This is a genomic window from Variovorax sp. 10N412 (assembly GCF_056394985.1).
In genome coordinates, this window is sequence record NZ_JBFTIO010000018.1 from 22228 (window position 1) to 38529 (window position 16302).

At 67.5% G+C, this 16302-nt stretch carries 16 protein-coding genes; 8 read left to right on the forward strand and 8 right to left on the reverse strand.

All coding sequences use genetic code 11. From position 1 onward, the window contains the following. Positions 1–117 precede the first annotated feature (117 nt). Positions 118–1749 carry a phospholipase D family protein gene (locus tag AC1DJH_RS28080; protein ID WP_478187922.1) on the reverse strand — a complete coding sequence of 544 codons (1632 nt, stop codon included), beginning with the start codon at positions 1747–1749 and terminating at the stop codon, positions 118–120. A 92-nt stretch (positions 1750–1841) separates the two neighbouring features. After that, entirely contained in the window at positions 1842–2072 is a 231-nt protein-coding gene (locus tag AC1DJH_RS28085) for a hypothetical protein (protein WP_435438471.1), read from the reverse strand. 199 nt (positions 2073–2271) lie between these two features. Between AC1DJH_RS28085 and alkB the strand changes: the two genes are divergently transcribed. Both alkB and AC1DJH_RS28095 read left to right on the forward strand, forming a co-directional pair. Continuing rightward, the gene (gene alkB, locus AC1DJH_RS28090) at positions 2272–2928 is read left to right on the forward strand and encodes a DNA oxidative demethylase AlkB (RefSeq protein WP_478187923.1); all 657 of its coding nucleotides are present in this window, start codon (positions 2272–2274) and stop codon (positions 2926–2928) included. A gap of 5 nt (positions 2929–2933) precedes the next feature. Then, on the forward strand, positions 2934–4775 hold the full coding sequence (locus AC1DJH_RS28095; protein WP_478187924.1) for an ABC transporter ATP-binding protein: 1842 nt from the start codon (positions 2934–2936) through the stop codon (positions 4773–4775). A 4-nt stretch (positions 4776–4779) separates the two neighbouring features. On the opposite strand, the gene AC1DJH_RS28100 is transcribed toward AC1DJH_RS28095, so the two are convergent. Then, positions 4780–5844 (reverse strand): LacI family DNA-binding transcriptional regulator, encoded by a 1065-nt coding sequence (locus AC1DJH_RS28100; RefSeq protein ID WP_478187925.1) that lies wholly within the window; start codon positions 5842–5844, stop codon positions 4780–4782. A gap of 113 nt (positions 5845–5957) precedes the next feature. On the opposite strand from AC1DJH_RS28100, the gene AC1DJH_RS28105 reads away from it, so the two are divergent. The 5 genes from AC1DJH_RS28105 to AC1DJH_RS28125 are packed head-to-tail and all read left to right on the forward strand — an operon-like array spanning position 5958 to position 12082. Further along, a complete protein-coding gene (locus AC1DJH_RS28105) occupies positions 5958–6977 on the forward strand; it encodes a TRAP transporter substrate-binding protein (RefSeq protein WP_435438467.1) in 1020 nt (339 codons plus the stop codon). Between the two features lie 6 nt (positions 6978–6983). Continuing rightward, the gene (locus AC1DJH_RS28110; protein ID WP_478187926.1) at positions 6984–8879 is read left to right on the forward strand and encodes a TRAP transporter large permease; all 1896 of its coding nucleotides are present in this window, start codon (positions 6984–6986) and stop codon (positions 8877–8879) included. Positions 8880–8922: 43 nt separating this feature from the next. Continuing rightward, a complete protein-coding gene (locus AC1DJH_RS28115) occupies positions 8923–9462 on the forward strand; it encodes a VOC family protein (protein ID WP_478187927.1) in 540 nt (179 codons plus the stop codon). Between the two features lie 56 nt (positions 9463–9518). Beyond that, the gene (locus AC1DJH_RS28120; RefSeq protein ID WP_478187982.1) at positions 9519–10736 is read left to right on the forward strand and encodes a ribulose-bisphosphate carboxylase large subunit family protein; all 1218 of its coding nucleotides are present in this window, start codon (positions 9519–9521) and stop codon (positions 10734–10736) included. Next, entirely contained in the window at positions 10733–12082 is a 1350-nt protein-coding gene (locus AC1DJH_RS28125; protein WP_478187928.1) for a four-carbon acid sugar kinase family protein, read from the forward strand. The genes AC1DJH_RS28120 and AC1DJH_RS28125 overlap by 4 nt, the downstream gene beginning before the upstream one ends. Positions 12083–12103: 21 nt before the next feature. Here the strand turns inward: AC1DJH_RS28125 and AC1DJH_RS28130 are convergent, their stop codons facing one another. Beyond that, positions 12104–12574, reverse strand: coding sequence for a hypothetical protein (locus AC1DJH_RS28130; protein WP_478187929.1), 471 nt, complete (start codon positions 12572–12574; stop codon positions 12104–12106). Between the two features lie 423 nt (positions 12575–12997). On the opposite strand from AC1DJH_RS28130, the gene AC1DJH_RS28135 reads away from it, so the two are divergent. After that, positions 12998–13171: a hypothetical protein gene (locus AC1DJH_RS28135; protein ID WP_478187930.1), complete on the forward strand. Its 174-nt coding sequence runs from the start codon at positions 12998–13000 to the stop codon at positions 13169–13171. Positions 13172–13254: 83 nt separating this feature from the next. Here the strand turns inward: AC1DJH_RS28135 and AC1DJH_RS28140 are convergent, their stop codons facing one another. The 4 genes from AC1DJH_RS28140 to AC1DJH_RS28155 form a co-directional block, all read right to left on the reverse strand. After that, positions 13255–13686, reverse strand: coding sequence for a hypothetical protein (locus AC1DJH_RS28140; RefSeq protein ID WP_478187931.1), 432 nt, complete (start codon positions 13684–13686; stop codon positions 13255–13257). 31 nt (positions 13687–13717) lie between these two features. After that, complete coding sequence (locus AC1DJH_RS28145; RefSeq protein ID WP_478187932.1) at positions 13718–15415, reverse strand: ShlB/FhaC/HecB family hemolysin secretion/activation protein; 1698 nt, start codon at positions 15413–15415, stop codon at positions 13718–13720. 138 nt (positions 15416–15553) lie between these two features. Next, on the reverse strand, positions 15554–15865 hold the full coding sequence (locus tag AC1DJH_RS28150) for a hypothetical protein (protein ID WP_478187933.1): 312 nt from the start codon (positions 15863–15865) through the stop codon (positions 15554–15556). Between the two features lie 79 nt (positions 15866–15944). Beyond that, a complete protein-coding gene (locus tag AC1DJH_RS28155; RefSeq protein WP_478187934.1) occupies positions 15945–16301 on the reverse strand; it encodes a DUF596 domain-containing protein in 357 nt (118 codons plus the stop codon). Position 16302 lies beyond the last annotated feature (1 nt).

Below are 16302 nucleotides of genomic sequence, written 5' to 3' on the forward strand. Positions count from 1 at the left end.
AACACGAGCGTTGCAATTCTTCTGTGCCCTCCTTCACCTCGCCATCCTCTGTTTTGAGGATGCGGCTGCAAGGCACCTATGGCTTTGCGGTGCCCAATGCCTTCGCCGTGCCGGGTCCTAGAGCAGGCTCTCGGGGACCAGCGGCGCCAGCAGGTTCAGCCGCCAGCGCGCCCAGAAATCGGTTTCGGGCTCCTGGTGCAGGATGGTGTCGGCCGCATCCCCCGCCGAGGCCGGGCTGACCCATTCGATGGCGCCGGTCGGCCCCAGTTGCAACTGGTAGGCGCCGTCCAGCCGCATGAAGCCGATCAGGCTGATGAGCTGCTGCGCGATCTGCGGGCTGAAGATGAAAATGCCGACCTCGGTGTTGTGCAGCATCGAGCGCGGATCGAAGTTCATCGAGCCGATGAACACCGTCTTGCGGTCGATCACCGCCGACTTGCCGTGCAGCCGCCCGCTGGCCGAGCCGTACATGCCGAAGCGTTTCGTCTGCTCCACCCGCTTGGGGCTCAGCTCGTACAGCTCGACGCCCAGGCGCAGCATCTCGGGGCGGTAGCGGCGGTAGCCAATGTGCACCAGCGATTCGTCGGTGGCGGCCAGCGAGTTGGTCACGATGGTGTAGCTCACGCCGTTGCCGCGCACGAGGCGAATGGTTTCCATGCCGCCGCGCCCCGGAATCAGGTAGGGCGTGGTCTGCAGGATCTCGTTCTCGGCGCCGCGCAGGTAACGCCGCACGTTGTAGAGCACGCTGTCCCTGGCCTCGTCGGCGGGCGGGCCCCGTGCCTCGTCGGTGGCGCCCAGCGCCTTGGCCGGCGCGTCGGCGTAGGCCTCGGCACGGGCCCAGGCCAGCTTCAGCGTGCCGGCGTCCAGGTCCTTGGCCAGCGGGTTGTTGCCCAGCAGGTCGGTGGAGGCGGGCTCTTCCGGATGCAGCTGGTCCGGCCCGGAGGTCAGCCGGTCGAAACGCTCGCGCAGTTGCTGCGGGGTTTCGCCGCTGTCGGGCACCAGCGCGCCGATGGGGTACACGTAGGGGCTGTTCCAGTACATGTCGAACAGCGACGACAGCCGGGGGACCACGGCGCCGGCCACCAGCGTGTCGATGTCGATGAAGTTCGAGCCCCCGTCGCGCAGGAAGTACTCGTTGGCCATGTTGCGCCCGCCCATCACGCCGATGGTGTCGTCCACCACGTAGAGCTTGTTGTGCATGCGGCGGTGCACACGGTCGAAGTCCAGGATCGACCACGCCCAGCGCGTGCCGAGGCGGTCGCGCCCGGCCGGGAACGGGTTGAACAGGCGCACTTCCACGTGGGGGTGCGAGGCGAAGCTCGCGAACAGCGGGTCGGCACCGGCCGTGTAGAGGTCGTCCACCAGCAGCCGCACGCGCACGCCGCGGTCGGCCGCATCGCGCAGGGCGCGCAGCAGGTAGCGGCCGGTCTCGTCGTTCTGCACCAGGTAATACTGCACGTCGATGGAGCGCTGCGCGCGGCGAGCGAGTTCGATGCGCGCATGCAGCGAGAACTGGGGCATCGGCAGCAGGCGGAAACCGCTGAGCGGCTCGCCGGGCGGCATGGCGGCCTGCACGAGGCGCCCGAGCGGCGTGCCCGCGCCATCCGGAATCACCGTGGACACCCGGCGCTGCACGTCGGTGGGCAGGCCGGCACAGCCCGCAAGGCACAGGGCGGCAATGCCGAGCAGCAGCCACGCGAGCCAGCGGGCGGGCGGTGTGTCAGCGACCCGAAGTCGGAAATTCGGCATGGAGCGGAGCAAGGGGTGGGCGGCGTGGGTCGGAAGGCTCGCGGGTTCTACCACGAGCCCGGAACATCCGCCGCCGCGCCGCCGCGAGCGCTTCAGTGCCCCCGCGCCGGCCCCCACTGCCGCACGAAATGGCCGGCGCGCACGTTGGCACGCTCCACGGCGGAGTCCCACGACAACTGCTGGGTGATCACGAGGGCGCATCGCGGAATGCCGCGCAGGCTCAACTCGGCAATGCCGGCGTAGGTGCCGCTCGGCGTGCGCATGAGCTCGATCCAGCCCGTCCAGCCTTCTGGAACGTTCAGAACGAGTCGGGCGCTGTCCATGATCAATGCACCATACCCCTTCTGTTTCGCGGTTCCAAGAATTTAAACCCTAAGCACTACTCGCGGCCGGGGGTGTGAGGCTAAGGGCTGACTCCCCGCGCTGCATCCCCCGAATATGGGAGCCCGGCGTGTCGGCCGACGCGACTGTCGGCGTACACGGGCGGCGCGGGCCGTGGCTTTTCAGCAAAGATCGAGGGGCATGACCACAACGACCCTTGCCCTGTTCGACGACCCGCCGCGCGAGGCGCGCGAACCGCTCGGGCCCGGCGCCTTCGTGCTCCCCGGCTTTGCGCTGCCCTTCGCGGGCGCGCTGCTGCCGGCCATCGAAGCGCTGACCGACCGCGCGCCGTTTCGCCACCTGGTCACGCCGGGCGGCTTCACCATGTCCGTGGCGTTGACCAACTGCGGCGCGCTGGGCTGGACCAGCGACCGCCGCGGCTACCGCTACAGCGCCACCGACCCCGACACCGGCCTGCCCTGGCCGCCCATGCCCGAACCCTTCGCACGCCTGGCGCGCGAGGCGGCCGCGGCGGCGGGCTTTGACGGCTTCGCGCCCGACGCCTGCCTGGTCAACCGCTACGTGCCCGGCGCGCGGCTGTCGCTGCACCAGGACAAGGACGAGCACGACTACGGCGCGCCCATCGTCTCGGTGTCGCTCGGCATGCCGGCCGTGTTCCTGTTCGGTGGGCTGGCGCGCACAGACAAGCCGGTGCGCGTGCCGCTCGCGCACGGCGACGTGGTGGTGTGGGGCGGTGAAGCCCGGCTGCGCTACCACGGCGTGCTGCCGCTCAAGGACCATCCGCACCCGCTGCTGGGTGCCCACCGCATCAACCTCACCTTCCGCAAAGCCGGCTGACACGCATGCAGACCACCGACAGGAAACTCGACCCCGGCAACGCCATTCGCGAGCTGTATGTGGCGCTGTGGCACTTCGCCGAAGGCGCGCGCGGACAACTGCTGGGCGCCACCGGGCTTCTGGCCTGCTCGCAGTTGATTCGCCTCGCGCTGCCCTACCTGGCGGGCCAGGCCATCAACTCGCTGCAACGCGGCGACCTGCCCGGCGCGGGCCGGTGGATCGCGACGCTGGCCGGCGTGTACGTGGGCGCCTGGGTGCTGCACGGCCCCGGCCGCATCCTGGAGCGCAACGTGGGCATGAAGGTGCGCGAGCGGCTGGCCGACGAGCTGTACGCGCGCATTGCCGCCGCGCCGCTGGCCTGGCACGACGGCCACCATTCGGGCGAGCTGCAGCACCGCGTGCACCAGGCCAGCCGCGCGCTGTCGGACTTTGCGCAGAACCAGTTCATCTGGCTCACCAACGCCGTCAACTTCGTCGGCCCGCTGGTGGCGCTGGCGCTGCTGTCGCGCACCAGCGGCGTGACGGCGCTGGCGGGCTACGTGCTGATCGGCCTGGTCATCGTGCGCATCGACCGCGCGCTGATGAAGCTGGCGCGCGCCGAGAACGACGCCGACCGGCGCTACGTTTCAGCGCTGCTCGACTTCGTGGGCAATGCCTCCACCGTGATCGGCCTGCGCCTGCAGGGCGCGTCGCGGCTGCTGCTGCGCCGGCGCATGGCCGCCATTTCGCTGCCGCTGAAGCGCACCGTGGTGCTGAACGAAGGCAAGTGGTTCGCCGTCGACCTGATGGGGCTGGCGCTGACCTGGGGCCTGGTGGTGGTCTACGTGTGGCAGGCGCGCGCACCGGGGCAGGCGGTGATGCTGGGGGCGGTGTTCATGATCTACCAGTACGCGCAGCAGGCCGCCGGCGTCGTCACTTCGGTGGCGGCCAACTTCAGCTTCTTCGCGCGCATGCACACCGACTACAGCAGCGCCGAGCCGATCTGGCAGGCCCCCACGAGCGGCGCCGGCGACGTGCTCGCCACGCCGCCCGAGCAGGTGCCCGAGCGCGAGCGCATCGTGGCCGACGCGCAGTGGCAGCAGCTGGACATTCAGGGCCTGAAATGGCGCTACGCCGCGCGCGGGGCCGCGCCCGGAACCGATCGCGAAGCCGGCACCGGCGAGCCCGCGCGCAGCGGCCTGCACGACGTGACCCTCACGCTGCGCCGAGGCCAGCGCGTGGCGCTGGTGGGTCCCAGCGGCGGCGGCAAGAGCACGCTGCTGCGCGTGCTGGCCGGGCTGTATCCGCCGGGCAGCGGCACGCTGTCTTTCGACGGCCGGCCCATGGACTGGGCGCAACTGCGCCGCCTGGCCACGCTGATCCCGCAGGAGACCGAACTGTTCGAGGCCAGCATCCGCGAGAACCTCGCCTTCGGCCAGCCGCGCGACGACGCGCTGCTGCTGTCGGCGCTGCACACCAGCACCTTCGACGAAGTGCTCAAGGCCAACCACGGCAACCTCGACACCGCCGTGTCGGAGCGCGGCTTCAACCTGTCGGGCGGACAGCGGCAACGGCTGTGCCTGGCGCGCGGCGTGCTCGCGGCGCAGGGCAGCTCGCTGCTGCTGCTGGACGAGCCCACCAGCGCGCTCGACGCCAACACCGAGGCCCGCGTGCTCGCGCGCATCGCCGAGGCCTTTCCCGACGCCTGCGTGATCGCGTCGATCCACCGCCTGAGCCTGCTCGATCGCTTCGACACCGTGGTGCTGATGGAGGCCGGCCACGTGCTCGACCACGGCCCGCGCGACGCGGTGCTGGCACGCCAGCCGCTGCTGCAGCGCATGACGGCACCGGCCGGCGCGCACGTCTAGAGAACTACGGAAGGTTTTCTCTGAAGATGACCTGGCTGCGCGTCGTTTCCACGCCGCTCAGCGCCTCGCGCTTGTCGCGCAGGTTGTTGAAGATGCGCACGCAGTTCATCAGCGTGGTGTGCGGGCTCTGCGTGATCACCGCGTCCATGCTGCCGTCGATCAGCAGCGCGCGCGTGTCGGGCGTGAGCCCGTGGCCGATGAAGACCACCTTCTGCTCGCGCCCCGCCTCCTTCAGCGCGCGCGCCACGCCGTCCGACGCACCGCCGATGTTGTAGATGCCGCCCATGTCCGGGTGCTGCTCCAGCAGCGCGCGGGTCTGGCGGTAGTTCTTGCCTGCGTCGTCCTGGCCTTCCCGCAGGCCCACCACTTCGAGCCGCGGGAACATCTCGTCGATGACGTGCAGGAAGCCCGCTTCGCGCTCCTCGTGCGCCTTGTAGCTCAGGCTGCCCGCAATGAGCGCCACCTTGGCCGTGCGCGGGCCGATGAAGCGCCCGATGAGGTAGCCCGCCGTGCGCCCGGCCGCGCGGTTGTCCAGCCCCACGAAGGCCGCGCGCTCCGAGTTCGACAGGTCTGAAATCAGCGTGACCACCGGCAACCCGCGCGCCGCCAGCGCGGCCACCGCCTCGCGCACCGCCGGATGCTCCAGCGCCATCATCGCGATGCCGTCGCAGCGCTGGCCGTGGCGGCGCAGGGCGTCGGCCAGCTCGTGCGGATTGAAGCTCTCGATGAACACCGTGCGGCACTGCACGTTGAAGGGCGCCCAGTGCTCCTGCGCGTAACCCACCATGTCGCCCAGCATGCGGATGAAGCGGTTGGTGCCGGCCGGCAGCAGGAACACCAGCCGCAGCGGCGGCGGCGTGAGCGCGGCGTACAGCTTGGGGCCCGGCAGGTAGTCGAGCTCGCCCGCGGCCTTGAGCACGCGCTGCACCGTGGCGTCGCGCACGCCGGGGCGGCGGTTGAGCACGCGGTCGACGGTGGCGGTCGACACCTGCGCGGCGCGGGCGATGTCGACCACGCGGGCGCGGCGCGCATCAGGCGGCAAGGAAACGAGTGAAGGGTTTTCCCGCATACATCAAAAACCATCAGGCATAAGTTTGACCTGGATCATGCATCCTTCTATCTTCACTGGGCACTGAATTCCATGGTGCATCAGATTGCATCAAACGCATAACGGAGACAGACATGACATCGCTGACCCGCCGGAGCGCCCTGCGCGCCCTTTCCGCCCTCCCCGCTGCCGGCATCGTCACGGCCGTGCCGCGCATCGCGCGCGCCGCCGAGTTCTCGTACAAGTACGGCAACAACCTGCCGCTGAGCCACCCGCTGAACGTGCGCGCGCAAGAAGCGGCCGACCGCATTGCCAAGGAAACCAAGGGCCGGGTCGAGATCAAGATCTTTCCCAACAACCAGCTCGGCGGCGACACCGACATGCTCGCGCAGGTGCGCTCGGGCGGCATCGAGTTCTTCACGCCCTCGGCGCTGGTCATTGCCACGCTGGTGCCGGTGGCGGCCATCAACGCCGTGGGCTTCGCGTTCAACGACTACGCGCAGGTGTGGGGCGCCATGGACGGCAAGGTCGGCGCGCACGTGCGCGGCGCCATCGCCAAGTCGCGCCTGTACGCCTTCGAGAAGATGTGGGACAACGGCTTTCGCCAGACCACCAGCAGCAAGGCCGCGGTGGCGAACGCCAAGGACATGGACGGCCTGAAGATCCGCGTGCCCGTGAGCCCGCTGTCGATCTCCATGTTCAAGGGCCTGGGCGCCGCGCCGGCCAGCCTGCAGTTCAGCGAGGTGTATTCGGCGCTGCAGACGAAGATCGTCGACGCGCAGGAAAACCCGCTGCCCATCATCCAGGTGGCCAAGCTGTTCGAGGTGCAGAAGTTCTGCTCGCTCACCAACCACATCTGGGACGGCTACTGGTTCGTTGCCAACGGCCGCGCCTGGGACGCCCTGCCCGACGACCTGAAGACCATCGTGGCGCGCGCCATCAACGACGCCGGCATGCAGCAGCGCGAAGACATCAGGAAGCTCAACGAGTCGGTGGTCGGCGACCTGCAGGCCAAGGGCCTCACCATCAACCGCCCCACGGCCGACAGCTTTCGCGCGAAGCTGCGCGAATCGGGCTTCTACGGCGAGTGGAAGGGCCGCTTCGGCCCCGAGGCGTGGGCGCTGCTCGAAGGCACCGTCGGCAAGCTGGCCTGAGCGGCCATGGTGCATGAATCCACTTTCGAGGCGGCCCCGTTCACGGGCGCCGGCCCTTCGGCGAATGCGCTGAGCGGCATCGCGGCGCGCGCCGACCGCGTGCTCGGCGGCGTGGTCGAGGCGGCGGCGGCGCTGCTGGTGCTGGCCGAGATCTGCGTGCTGTTCGCGGGCGTGGTGTCGCGCTATGTGTTCCATGCGCCGCTGGTGTGGTCGGACGAACTGGCGTCCATCCTCTTCCTGTGGCTGTCGATGCTGGGCGCGGTGGTGGCGCTGCGGCGCGGCGAGCACATGCGCATGACGGCGCTGCTGCAGAAGGTAACGCCCTCCACCCGCGCCCTGCTCGACGCCTTCGCCATCGCGGCCTCGGTCGCGTTCCTGGTGCTCATCATCTGGCCGTCGATCGACTACGCGCACGAAGAGTCGTTCATCGTCACGCCCGCGCTGGAGATCAGCAACGCCTGGCGCGCGGCGGCCATTCCGGCGGGCATCGGCATCATGCTGGCGATGGCCCTGCTGCGCCTGGTGCGCGTGTGCAGCGGCCGGCAGATCGCCGTGGCGGTGCTCGGCATGGCCGCGCTGGTGGGCGCCTTCTGGCTCGCGGCGCCGCTGTTCGCGACGCTGGGCAAGTTCAACCTCGTCATCTTCTTCGTGGTCGTGGTGGCGGCCACCGTGCTGTCGGGCGTGCCCATCGCATTCTCGTTCGCGCTGGCCACCTTCGGCTACCTGGCGCTCACCACGCGCACGCCGCTGCTGGTGATGGTGGGGCGGCTCGACGAAGGCATGTCGCACCTGATCCTGCTGGCGGTGCCGCTGTTCATCTTCCTGGGCGCGCTCATCGAGATGACCGGCATGGCGCGCGCCATGATCCAGTTCCTGGCCAGCCTGCTGGGCCACGTGCGCGGCGGCCTCTCGTATGTGCTGATCGGCGCCATGTACCTGGTGTCGGGCATCTCGGGCTCCAAGATCGCCGACATGGCCGCCATTGCGCCCGTGCTGTTCCCCGAGATGGTCAAGCGCGGCGCCAAGCCCGGCGACCTGGTCGCGCTGCTGTCGGCCACGGGCGCGCAGACAGAGACCATTCCGCCGTCGATCGTGCTCATCACCATCGGCTCGGTCACGGGCATTTCCATCGCGGCGCTGTTCACCGGCGGGCTGCTGCCGGCCGTGGTGCTGGGCGCGGCGCTGTGCGTGGTGGTGTGGTGGCGCTACCGCCGCGAAGACCTGAGCGGCGTGCAGCGCTACAGCAAGCGCGAAATCGGCAAGCTGCTGATGGTCGCGCTGCCCGCGGTGCTGCTGCCCTTCGTGATTCGCGCGGCCGTGGTCGAGGGCGTGGCCACGGCCACCGAGGTGTCGACCATCGGCATCGTGTACTCGGCCGTCGTGGGTTTGGTGGTGTACCGGCAGTTCGACTGGAAGCGGCTGAAGCCGATGCTGATCGACACCGCCTCGCTCTCGGGCGCCATCATCTTTATCGTCGGCTGCGCCACCGCCATGGCGTGGGGCCTCACGCAGTCGGGCTTCTCGCAGGACCTGGCGCGCGCCATGGGCGCGCTGCCCGGCGGGGCCTACGGCTTCCTGGCGGTATCGGTCGTCGCCTTCATCGTGCTGGGCAGCGTGCTCGAGGGCATTCCGGCCATCGTGCTGTTCGGCCCGCTGCTGTTTCCCATCGCCAAGGCCGCGGGCGTGCACGAGGTGCACTACGCCATGGTCGTCATCTTCTCGATGGGCATCGGCCTGTTCGCGCCGCCCTTTGGCGTGGGCTACTACGGCGCATGCGCCGTGAGCAAGGTCAACCCGGACGAAGGCATCAAGCACATCTGGGGCTACATCGGCGCGATGCTGGTGGGCCTGGTGATCGTGGCCGCGTTCCCGTGGTTCTCGACCGGCTTCCTGAAATTCTGATGAACACCACAACAACACACTCACATCCACGGAGCCACACCCCATGAGTCGATTCCTCGGCGAGATCCGCCAACTGGGCTATGTCGTGCACGACATCGAAGCCGCCATGGACTACTGGAGCACCACGCTGGGCGTGGGCCCCTGGTTCTACAACCCCGAGGTGCCCATCAAGAACTACCGCTACAACGGCGAAGCGCACGAGCCGCACAACTCGGTGGCGCTGGCCAACTCGGGCTATGTGCAGGTCGAGCTCATCCAGACGCGCAACGACGTGCCCTCGATGTACCGCGACTTTTTGCAGGCCGGGCGCACCGGGCTGCAGCACGTGGCCTACTGGACGGCCGACTACGACGCCGACCTGGCACGCCTGACCGCGCAAGGCTTCAAGCCCGTGATGAGCGGCGAAGTAGGCGAGCGCGGCCGCTTCATCTACTTCGACACCGAGTACCACCCCGGCACCGTCATCGAGCTGTCGGAAGTCGCGGGCCCCAAGGGCAAGATGTTCGACCTGATCCGCAGTGCGTCCGAAGGCTGGGACGGCAGCGAACCCGTGCGGCCCTTCCCCGACCTGAGCAAGCTGTGAGCGTGCAGGCCCCAGAGCGCATCCGCGCGCGCTACCTGATCGAGACGCCGCACGACATGGCGGCCGTGGCCGAGGTGATGGCCGGCGAACAGTCGTGCGGCACCTTCACGCGCGTGGAAGGCGAGACCGATGCGCTGCGCGCGCGGGCACGCGCCACGGTCGAGGCCATCACCGAGCTCGCGCCGGCCCCAACGCCCTCGCTGCCCAACGCCCTGCTGGAGCGCAAGGGCGCGAAGGGCCCCTGGCGGCGCGCGCATGTGGACATCGCGTTTCCGGTGGCGAACATCGGCGCGAACCTGCCGACGCTCGCGGCCACGGTGTCGGGCAACCTGTACGACCTGGGCGAGGTGACGGGGCTGCGGCTCGAGTCGCTGCAGGTGCCTGCCGCGTACCGCGCGCAGTTCGACATGCCGCGCGTGGGCATCGCCGGCACGCGGCGCGCGACCGGCGTGGCCAGCGGTGCGCTGGTCGGCACCATCATCAAGCCGAACGTGGGGCTGTCCACGGCCGAGACGGCCGAGCTGGTCGGCCGGTTGTGCGCCGCGGGCGTCGACTTCATCAAGGACGACGAGGTCTGCGCCGACCCCGCGCATGCGCCCTTGGCCGAGCGCGTGCCCGCCGTGATGGCCGTCGTGCGCGCGCACCAGCAGCGCACCGGCAAGCATGTGATGGTGGCCTTCAATATCACCGACGAGACCGACGCGATGAAGCGGCACGCCGACCTGGTCGCGCGCGAAGGCGGCTCGTGCGTGATGGCCAGCCTGAACTGGTGCGGGCACTCGGGCATGCAGACGCTGCGGCGGCACACCGGCCTGGCCGTGCACGGGCACCGCAACGGCTACGGGGCGCTGTCGCGGCATCCGCTGCTGGGCATTTCGTTCCAGGCGTACCAGACGCTGTGGCGGTTGGCCGGCGTGGACCACATGCATGTGCACGGGCTGCAGGGCAAGTTCTCGCAGCCCGACAGCGAGGTCATCGAATCGGCACGGGACTGCTACACACCGCTGACCGAGGCAGCAGACGACCGCGTGATGCCCGCGTTCTCCTCGGGCCAATGGGCCGGCACCGTGCCCGCGACCTGGGCGGCCATCGGCAGCGACGACCTGCTCTTCATGGCGGGCGGCGGCATCCTCGCGCACCCCGACGGCGCGGCGGCGGGCGTGACCAGCATCCGGCAGGCGTGGTTGGCCGCGCGCGCAGGCGTGCCGCTGGCGGACGCAGCCAGGGACCAGCCCGAGCTGGCACGCGCCCTCGCCTTCTTCGGCAAGCCATGAGCCCCCTGGGCCCCACCAGCCAGCGCCCGGCGGTCGTCTACTACGGCGACGACTTCACCGGCGCGACCGACACGCTGGGCACCGCGGCGCGCGCGGGGCTGCGTGCGCTGCTGTTCCTGAAGACGCCCGATGCCGCGCGCCTGGACCGCGCCGGGCCGCTCGACGTGCTGGGCATCGCGGGTGCGGCGCGCGCCATGACGCCTGAAGAAATGCGCGATGAGCTGCGCCCCGTGGCCACGCTGTTCCGCTCGCTGGGCGCGCGCGTGCTGCACTACAAGACCTGTTCGACCTTCGACAGCGCGCCGCACATCGGCTCCATCGGCGCGGCCGTGCGTGTGCTGCGCGCAGCCGTCGAGCAGCCGTGGACCGCCATCGTCGGCGGGCAGCCGAACCTGGGGCGCTATTGCCTGTTCGGCAACCTGTTCGCCGCTGCGGGAAGCGGCGGCGAGGTGTTTCGCATCGACAGGCATCCGACGATGAGCCGGCATCCGGTCACGCCGATGGACGAGGCCGACCTGCGGCTGCACCTGGCCAGGCAAGGCCTGACGGATGTGCGTTCGATGCCCTTCACCGCGGCATCGCATGGCAGCGATGCGCTCGCCACCGCGCTGCGGCAGGCGCTGCATTCGCCGCCCGCGGACGCCGTGCTTTTCGACGTGGCCGACGCGACGCAGCTCCGGGCCATCGGCGACGTGCTGTGGGCCAGGGCGCAAGGCACCACGCTGCTGGCGGCGGGACCGAGCAGCGTGGTGGGTGCGCTGGCGATGGCCATGTCGTCCTTGAACGGGGACGGCGTCGACGCCCCGGCTCCACGGACCGCTGTGACATCGGCGAAGGGCCCGGTGCTGGTGCTCGCAGGCAGCCTGTCGCCCGTCACCGCGCGGCAGGTGGCGGCGGCGAAGTCGTTCGACATCGTGTGGCTGGACGCGCAGAAGCTCGCGCAACGCGACGCAGCCGCCGTGGCCGATCACGCCAAAGCCATCGCCCGAAACCTGGCGCGCGGCCGCCACGTGCTGGCCTGCACCCGCGCGCCGCACGCGATGCCTTCAGAGGCCGAACTGGACGCCCAGGCGCTGGCGCGCGCGGGGGGTGATCTGCTGGCGCAAGTGCTTGCGGCCACGCCGCTCGCCCGCATCGGCGTGGCCGGCGGCGATACCTCCAGCCACGGCGTGCAGGCGCTCGACGCCTGGGGGCTGTCTTATGTCGCCGACATGGGCGCCGGCGCGTCGCTGTGCCGCGTGCACAGCGACGACGCGGCGCTCGACGGCATGGAGCTCATGCTGAAAGGCGGGCAGATGGGGACGGAGGATGTGTTCGAGCGGCTGGTGCATGGCGTCGGCAGCTGAGCCGGGACGCGCGCTCGCGTGTCAGAGCTTTCCGCTGTCCTTGGGGTTGTGCACGATCTGGATCAGCACGTCGGGCGTGTATGACTTGGTGCGAGAGATCTCGGCAATCTCTCCACCTGCGGTGCCAGCGAAGACCATCACGCCTTGCCCCTTGTAGGCGAGGTAGTGGCGCCACCGGTCTGTTCCGTTGTACGTGGGTATCCAGGCCTTGCCGGTGTTGTTTACCGTTTCAGCATTCGGCTTGCCCATGATCTTGATGGCCTCTGCGTAGGTCATGCCGGTCCGGAGCTGCGCGATTGCAGTGCCGGGCACAGGCTGGCCGACGGTTGTACGTTCTTCGTCTTCTTCTGCCGCTACCAGCGCACGACGAGTGGGCTCGTACAAAGGCGCGGTTCGGCAGGCAGCGAGCGCCACACACAGCAACGTGAAAGCAAGGATTGTTCGATATTTCAATTTGATTTCCCCCTGAGATTTCGTTCTGTAGAGAGCCAAGGCTCTCCGCGTGGCATGCGCTCACAACACATTTCCTGCGGCGCACTTACGGTCCAGCCACATGACAGAAATTGCTATCTCTGCGGCTGCTCGGACTTTGAAAGTTTTCGCCTGAACTGCCACCATGACAGCAAACCCATCGCGACTCCAAACCCTGCCCCAAAGATGAGCGCTATCGCAAGCGTCATTACCAACGGAACAGAAACAAACAACCCGACAGGAACTATCACGAGCGAAAAGAAAAAGATGGTTGACGCACTGTAGGAAAGAACAAATAGCGCCCCTCTGAATGGAACGCTCTGCGTCTCATCCCATAGATTTGGACATAGCCAAGTAGCTACACCATCGAAACTAAAAGGAGTCCCTGGAGGATCGGAGTCTGGTTTCATATGTGGACTAACAAGTGCCAAGCAGTTGACATACATGAGCGCGCGCAGGAGTTGTCCAAAGCTTGCGACCACGCCGCTCGCCCGCATCGGCGTGGCCGGCGGCGACACCTCCAGCCACGGCGTGCAGGCGCTCGACGCGTGGGGCCTGTCCTATGTCGCCGACATGGGCGCCGGCGCGCGGCACTCGACGGCATGGAGCTCATGCTGAAAGGCGGGCAGATGGGGACGGAGGATGTGTTCGAGCGGCTGGTGCATGGCGTCGGCAGCTGAGCCGGGACGCGCGCTCGCGTGTCAGAGCTTGCCGCTGTCCTTGGGGTTGTGCACGATCTGGATCAGCACGTCGGGCGTGTACGACTTGGTGCGCGAAATCTCCGCGATCTCGCCGCCTTCCGCACCCGCGAAGACCAGCACGCCCTGGCCCTTATAGGCGAGGTAGTGGCGCCAGCGGTCGGTGCCCTTATAGGTCGGCACCCAGGCCTTGCCCGTGTTGCGCACCGTCTCGGCGTTCGGCTTGCCGGCGATCTTGATGACCTCGGCGTAGGTCATGGTGGGGCGAAGCTGCGCGAAGGCGGTGCCTGGCGTGGGCTGGCCGACGACGGTGCGTTCTTCGTCTTCATCGGCGGCCACCAGCGCGCGGCGCGTGGGCTCGTACAAAGGGGCGGATTGGCAGGCGGCGAGCGCCATGCATGCGAGGGTGATGGCGCAGATGGATCGGTGGTTCATTTCAAATTTCTTCCGTTTAGTTGTTTGCGAATCAGAAGCTTGCGTTCAGATTGAAGCTCAGCGTGACCTTGGCCGTGCGATAGCCCTCCGGTTTGCTGATCGGTGCACCGACGAAGAAGTCGTAGCTCAGCTTCGTCCACTGGCCGCGAACGCCGATGACGGCGCCGGTCAGGCTGCGGCCGAGAAGGTCGGCGGTCGAACGCCCGCCGACATGGCCGTAGTCCATGCCCGCGTACAGCTCCGCGCCGCTCTGCCCCACCGCCCAGCCGATGTCGTTGCGCAGCAGCCAGCCCCGCTCGCCCAGCAGGCTCGTCTCGCCATCGAAGCCGCGCACCGTGTAGCGCCCGCCGATGGAGAAGCGGTCTTGCGGCGTCAGCGGCGTGCGGTTCCACTGCGCGCGGATCAGGCCCGAATAGCGCAGCTTCTGTTCGCCGAGCTTGAACGGCGCGTTGAGGCTGATGTCGGCCGTGTACAGCTTCAGGCGCGAGGTGCCTTCGCCGAACTCTTCTTCCGGCGCGGCGCGCGAGCCGAAGCCGCCCGTGCCGCGCTTGTAGGCCAGCGTGCCTTCGAGCGTCGCGTCGCCGATGAACTCCTTGTGGTTCAGGCTGAACTCCACGCCACCGACCACGCGGTGCTGCACCTCGACCTCGGTGTCGTCGACGAAGTTGCGCGACTCGCGGCGCCAGCCTTTCACGGCCACGGTCGTCTTGCGATGCTGGTCGCGGTAGACCAGGCGTGAGAGCTTGACCTCGGCGTTGTTGGACTTGCCCGCGTAGACATAGTCCTGGTTCAGGCCGGCCACGCTCTGGTGGTACTGGCTGTTGGAGGCGGTGAAGCCCAGGAGCCAGTAGCCGTAAGGCAGCGAGTAGTGGACGGTCTGGCCTTCGGTGCCTTTGGCCGGATCACCGAAGACGTGGTTGTTGATGCTGTGGTTGGCGCTGACGTAGAACAGGTCGTTCAGGCCGAAGGGGTTGTCCAGGGACAGGGTGGCGCCTGATTGGTAGCGGCCTGTGGCTTCGGTGCCGCTGTCGTCCAGGCTGAGGGTGACACGCCACTTCTTGGATTGGACGTACTTGACGATGAGGTCGCTGTCGCCGGGTTTGGCATTGGGTGCGGTCGAAGGCTCGATCTGGATGTCGGCTTCGGCGGTGGGAGCGCGCTTGAGGTTCTCCAGGCCTTGTTCGATGTCGCGCAGGTTCAGGAGGTCGCCAGGGCGCGCGGGAATGGCCGTGGCCAGCAAGGCGGAGCTGCCGAGCGGCGTGGACGAAGAATCGGGCGTTGTCCGAATGGCCGCGATGCGGCCGGGCACCAGCGAGAGGGTCAGCGTGCCGGTCGACAGATCCTGTGGAGCAGCCAGCACGCGGGTAGTGACGTAGCCGCGCGCAATGACGGCCTGCTGCGCACGTGCCAGCACCACGTTGACGCCAGCCGTGCCTAGGCAGCGGCCAGCAGGTGAATCATTTCCCTCCGGACCGGACAGATCGGCGACGGCCCATTGGAAGGATTCGGACTGCTCGCCAACCAGCAGCACGCGGTCGATGCGGAAGCACGGGGACTCGGACTCGGGGATGCGCTGCGCCGGCGCTGGCGGTGCCGTTTGCGGACGCTGATTGACAGTGCGTTCGTTCTGCTCGCGCAGGGCGCGTTCGCGTTCTTGTTGGCGCTGTTGCTCAACGAAAGGCTGCGGAGCGCTAGGAAACTGGGCCATCGCCAGCATGGATGCGCCCATAGCGGCGACAGCGATGCAGGCATTTCTCACCGAGCAAGAACGAGCAATGTGATTCATGGAAGAGGGTGGGGAAGATGAGGCGGCATCTCCAATGGCATTGCGCCCCAGTTCTACGATGGGGCGCATCAACCGTGGACGTCACCGCGTTGGAGAAGGCTGCGCGGAAGCTGGCCTCTCTTTCGCTCGAATGTTTTTCGGGATCTTCACAGCCGATGCATTGACCGCGTCGTCATAGCTCGCCGCAACGTCTTGCGGCTTCCCGATGATCTCGTCGAAACTGGAGCAACGATAGCGACTATCTGCTGGAACGCTCGTCAACGAATTGCCACTCGAATCAGCACCGTGGTAGATGGTCGCGTCGTAAAGGTCGCCCCAACTCCGGGGACGAACCAGATATGCACCAACATTGACATGCGGCACGTAGTCCCGAGAAAAGCGTGCGGAATACATGTCGACGTCGTAGAAACAAAGACGTTGCCCGATGGAATCGCAGACGTTCCTCAGCTTCGAATGCACTGAGCCGCTCGACCTAAGTCCACTCTTGATATCCGTCTGGATATATCCACACCGCTCCTGCCGGCGAAAAAAGCAACCACCACAAATTATCAATGTCTTTTTCCTCGATGCTATCGTCATACTCCTTTGGCCAAACATCCCTTAGCAATTTCAATTGTTCTTCGGTCGTCCCAGCAAGAAATTCACCATTCCGCGCCAACTTTAAAATTCCTTCGTCCATGAATTTTTTTGCCAAATAAAAAAAACCATCTTTGGCAAGATTTAGGTCGCCTCCAAATCCAGGATAGTTTTTTGACGATAGCCAAAGCGACACGAGAGATGTGCCCCTATTATTCCGCAGAAAATCCTCAATATAAAGCTCGTCAAACATT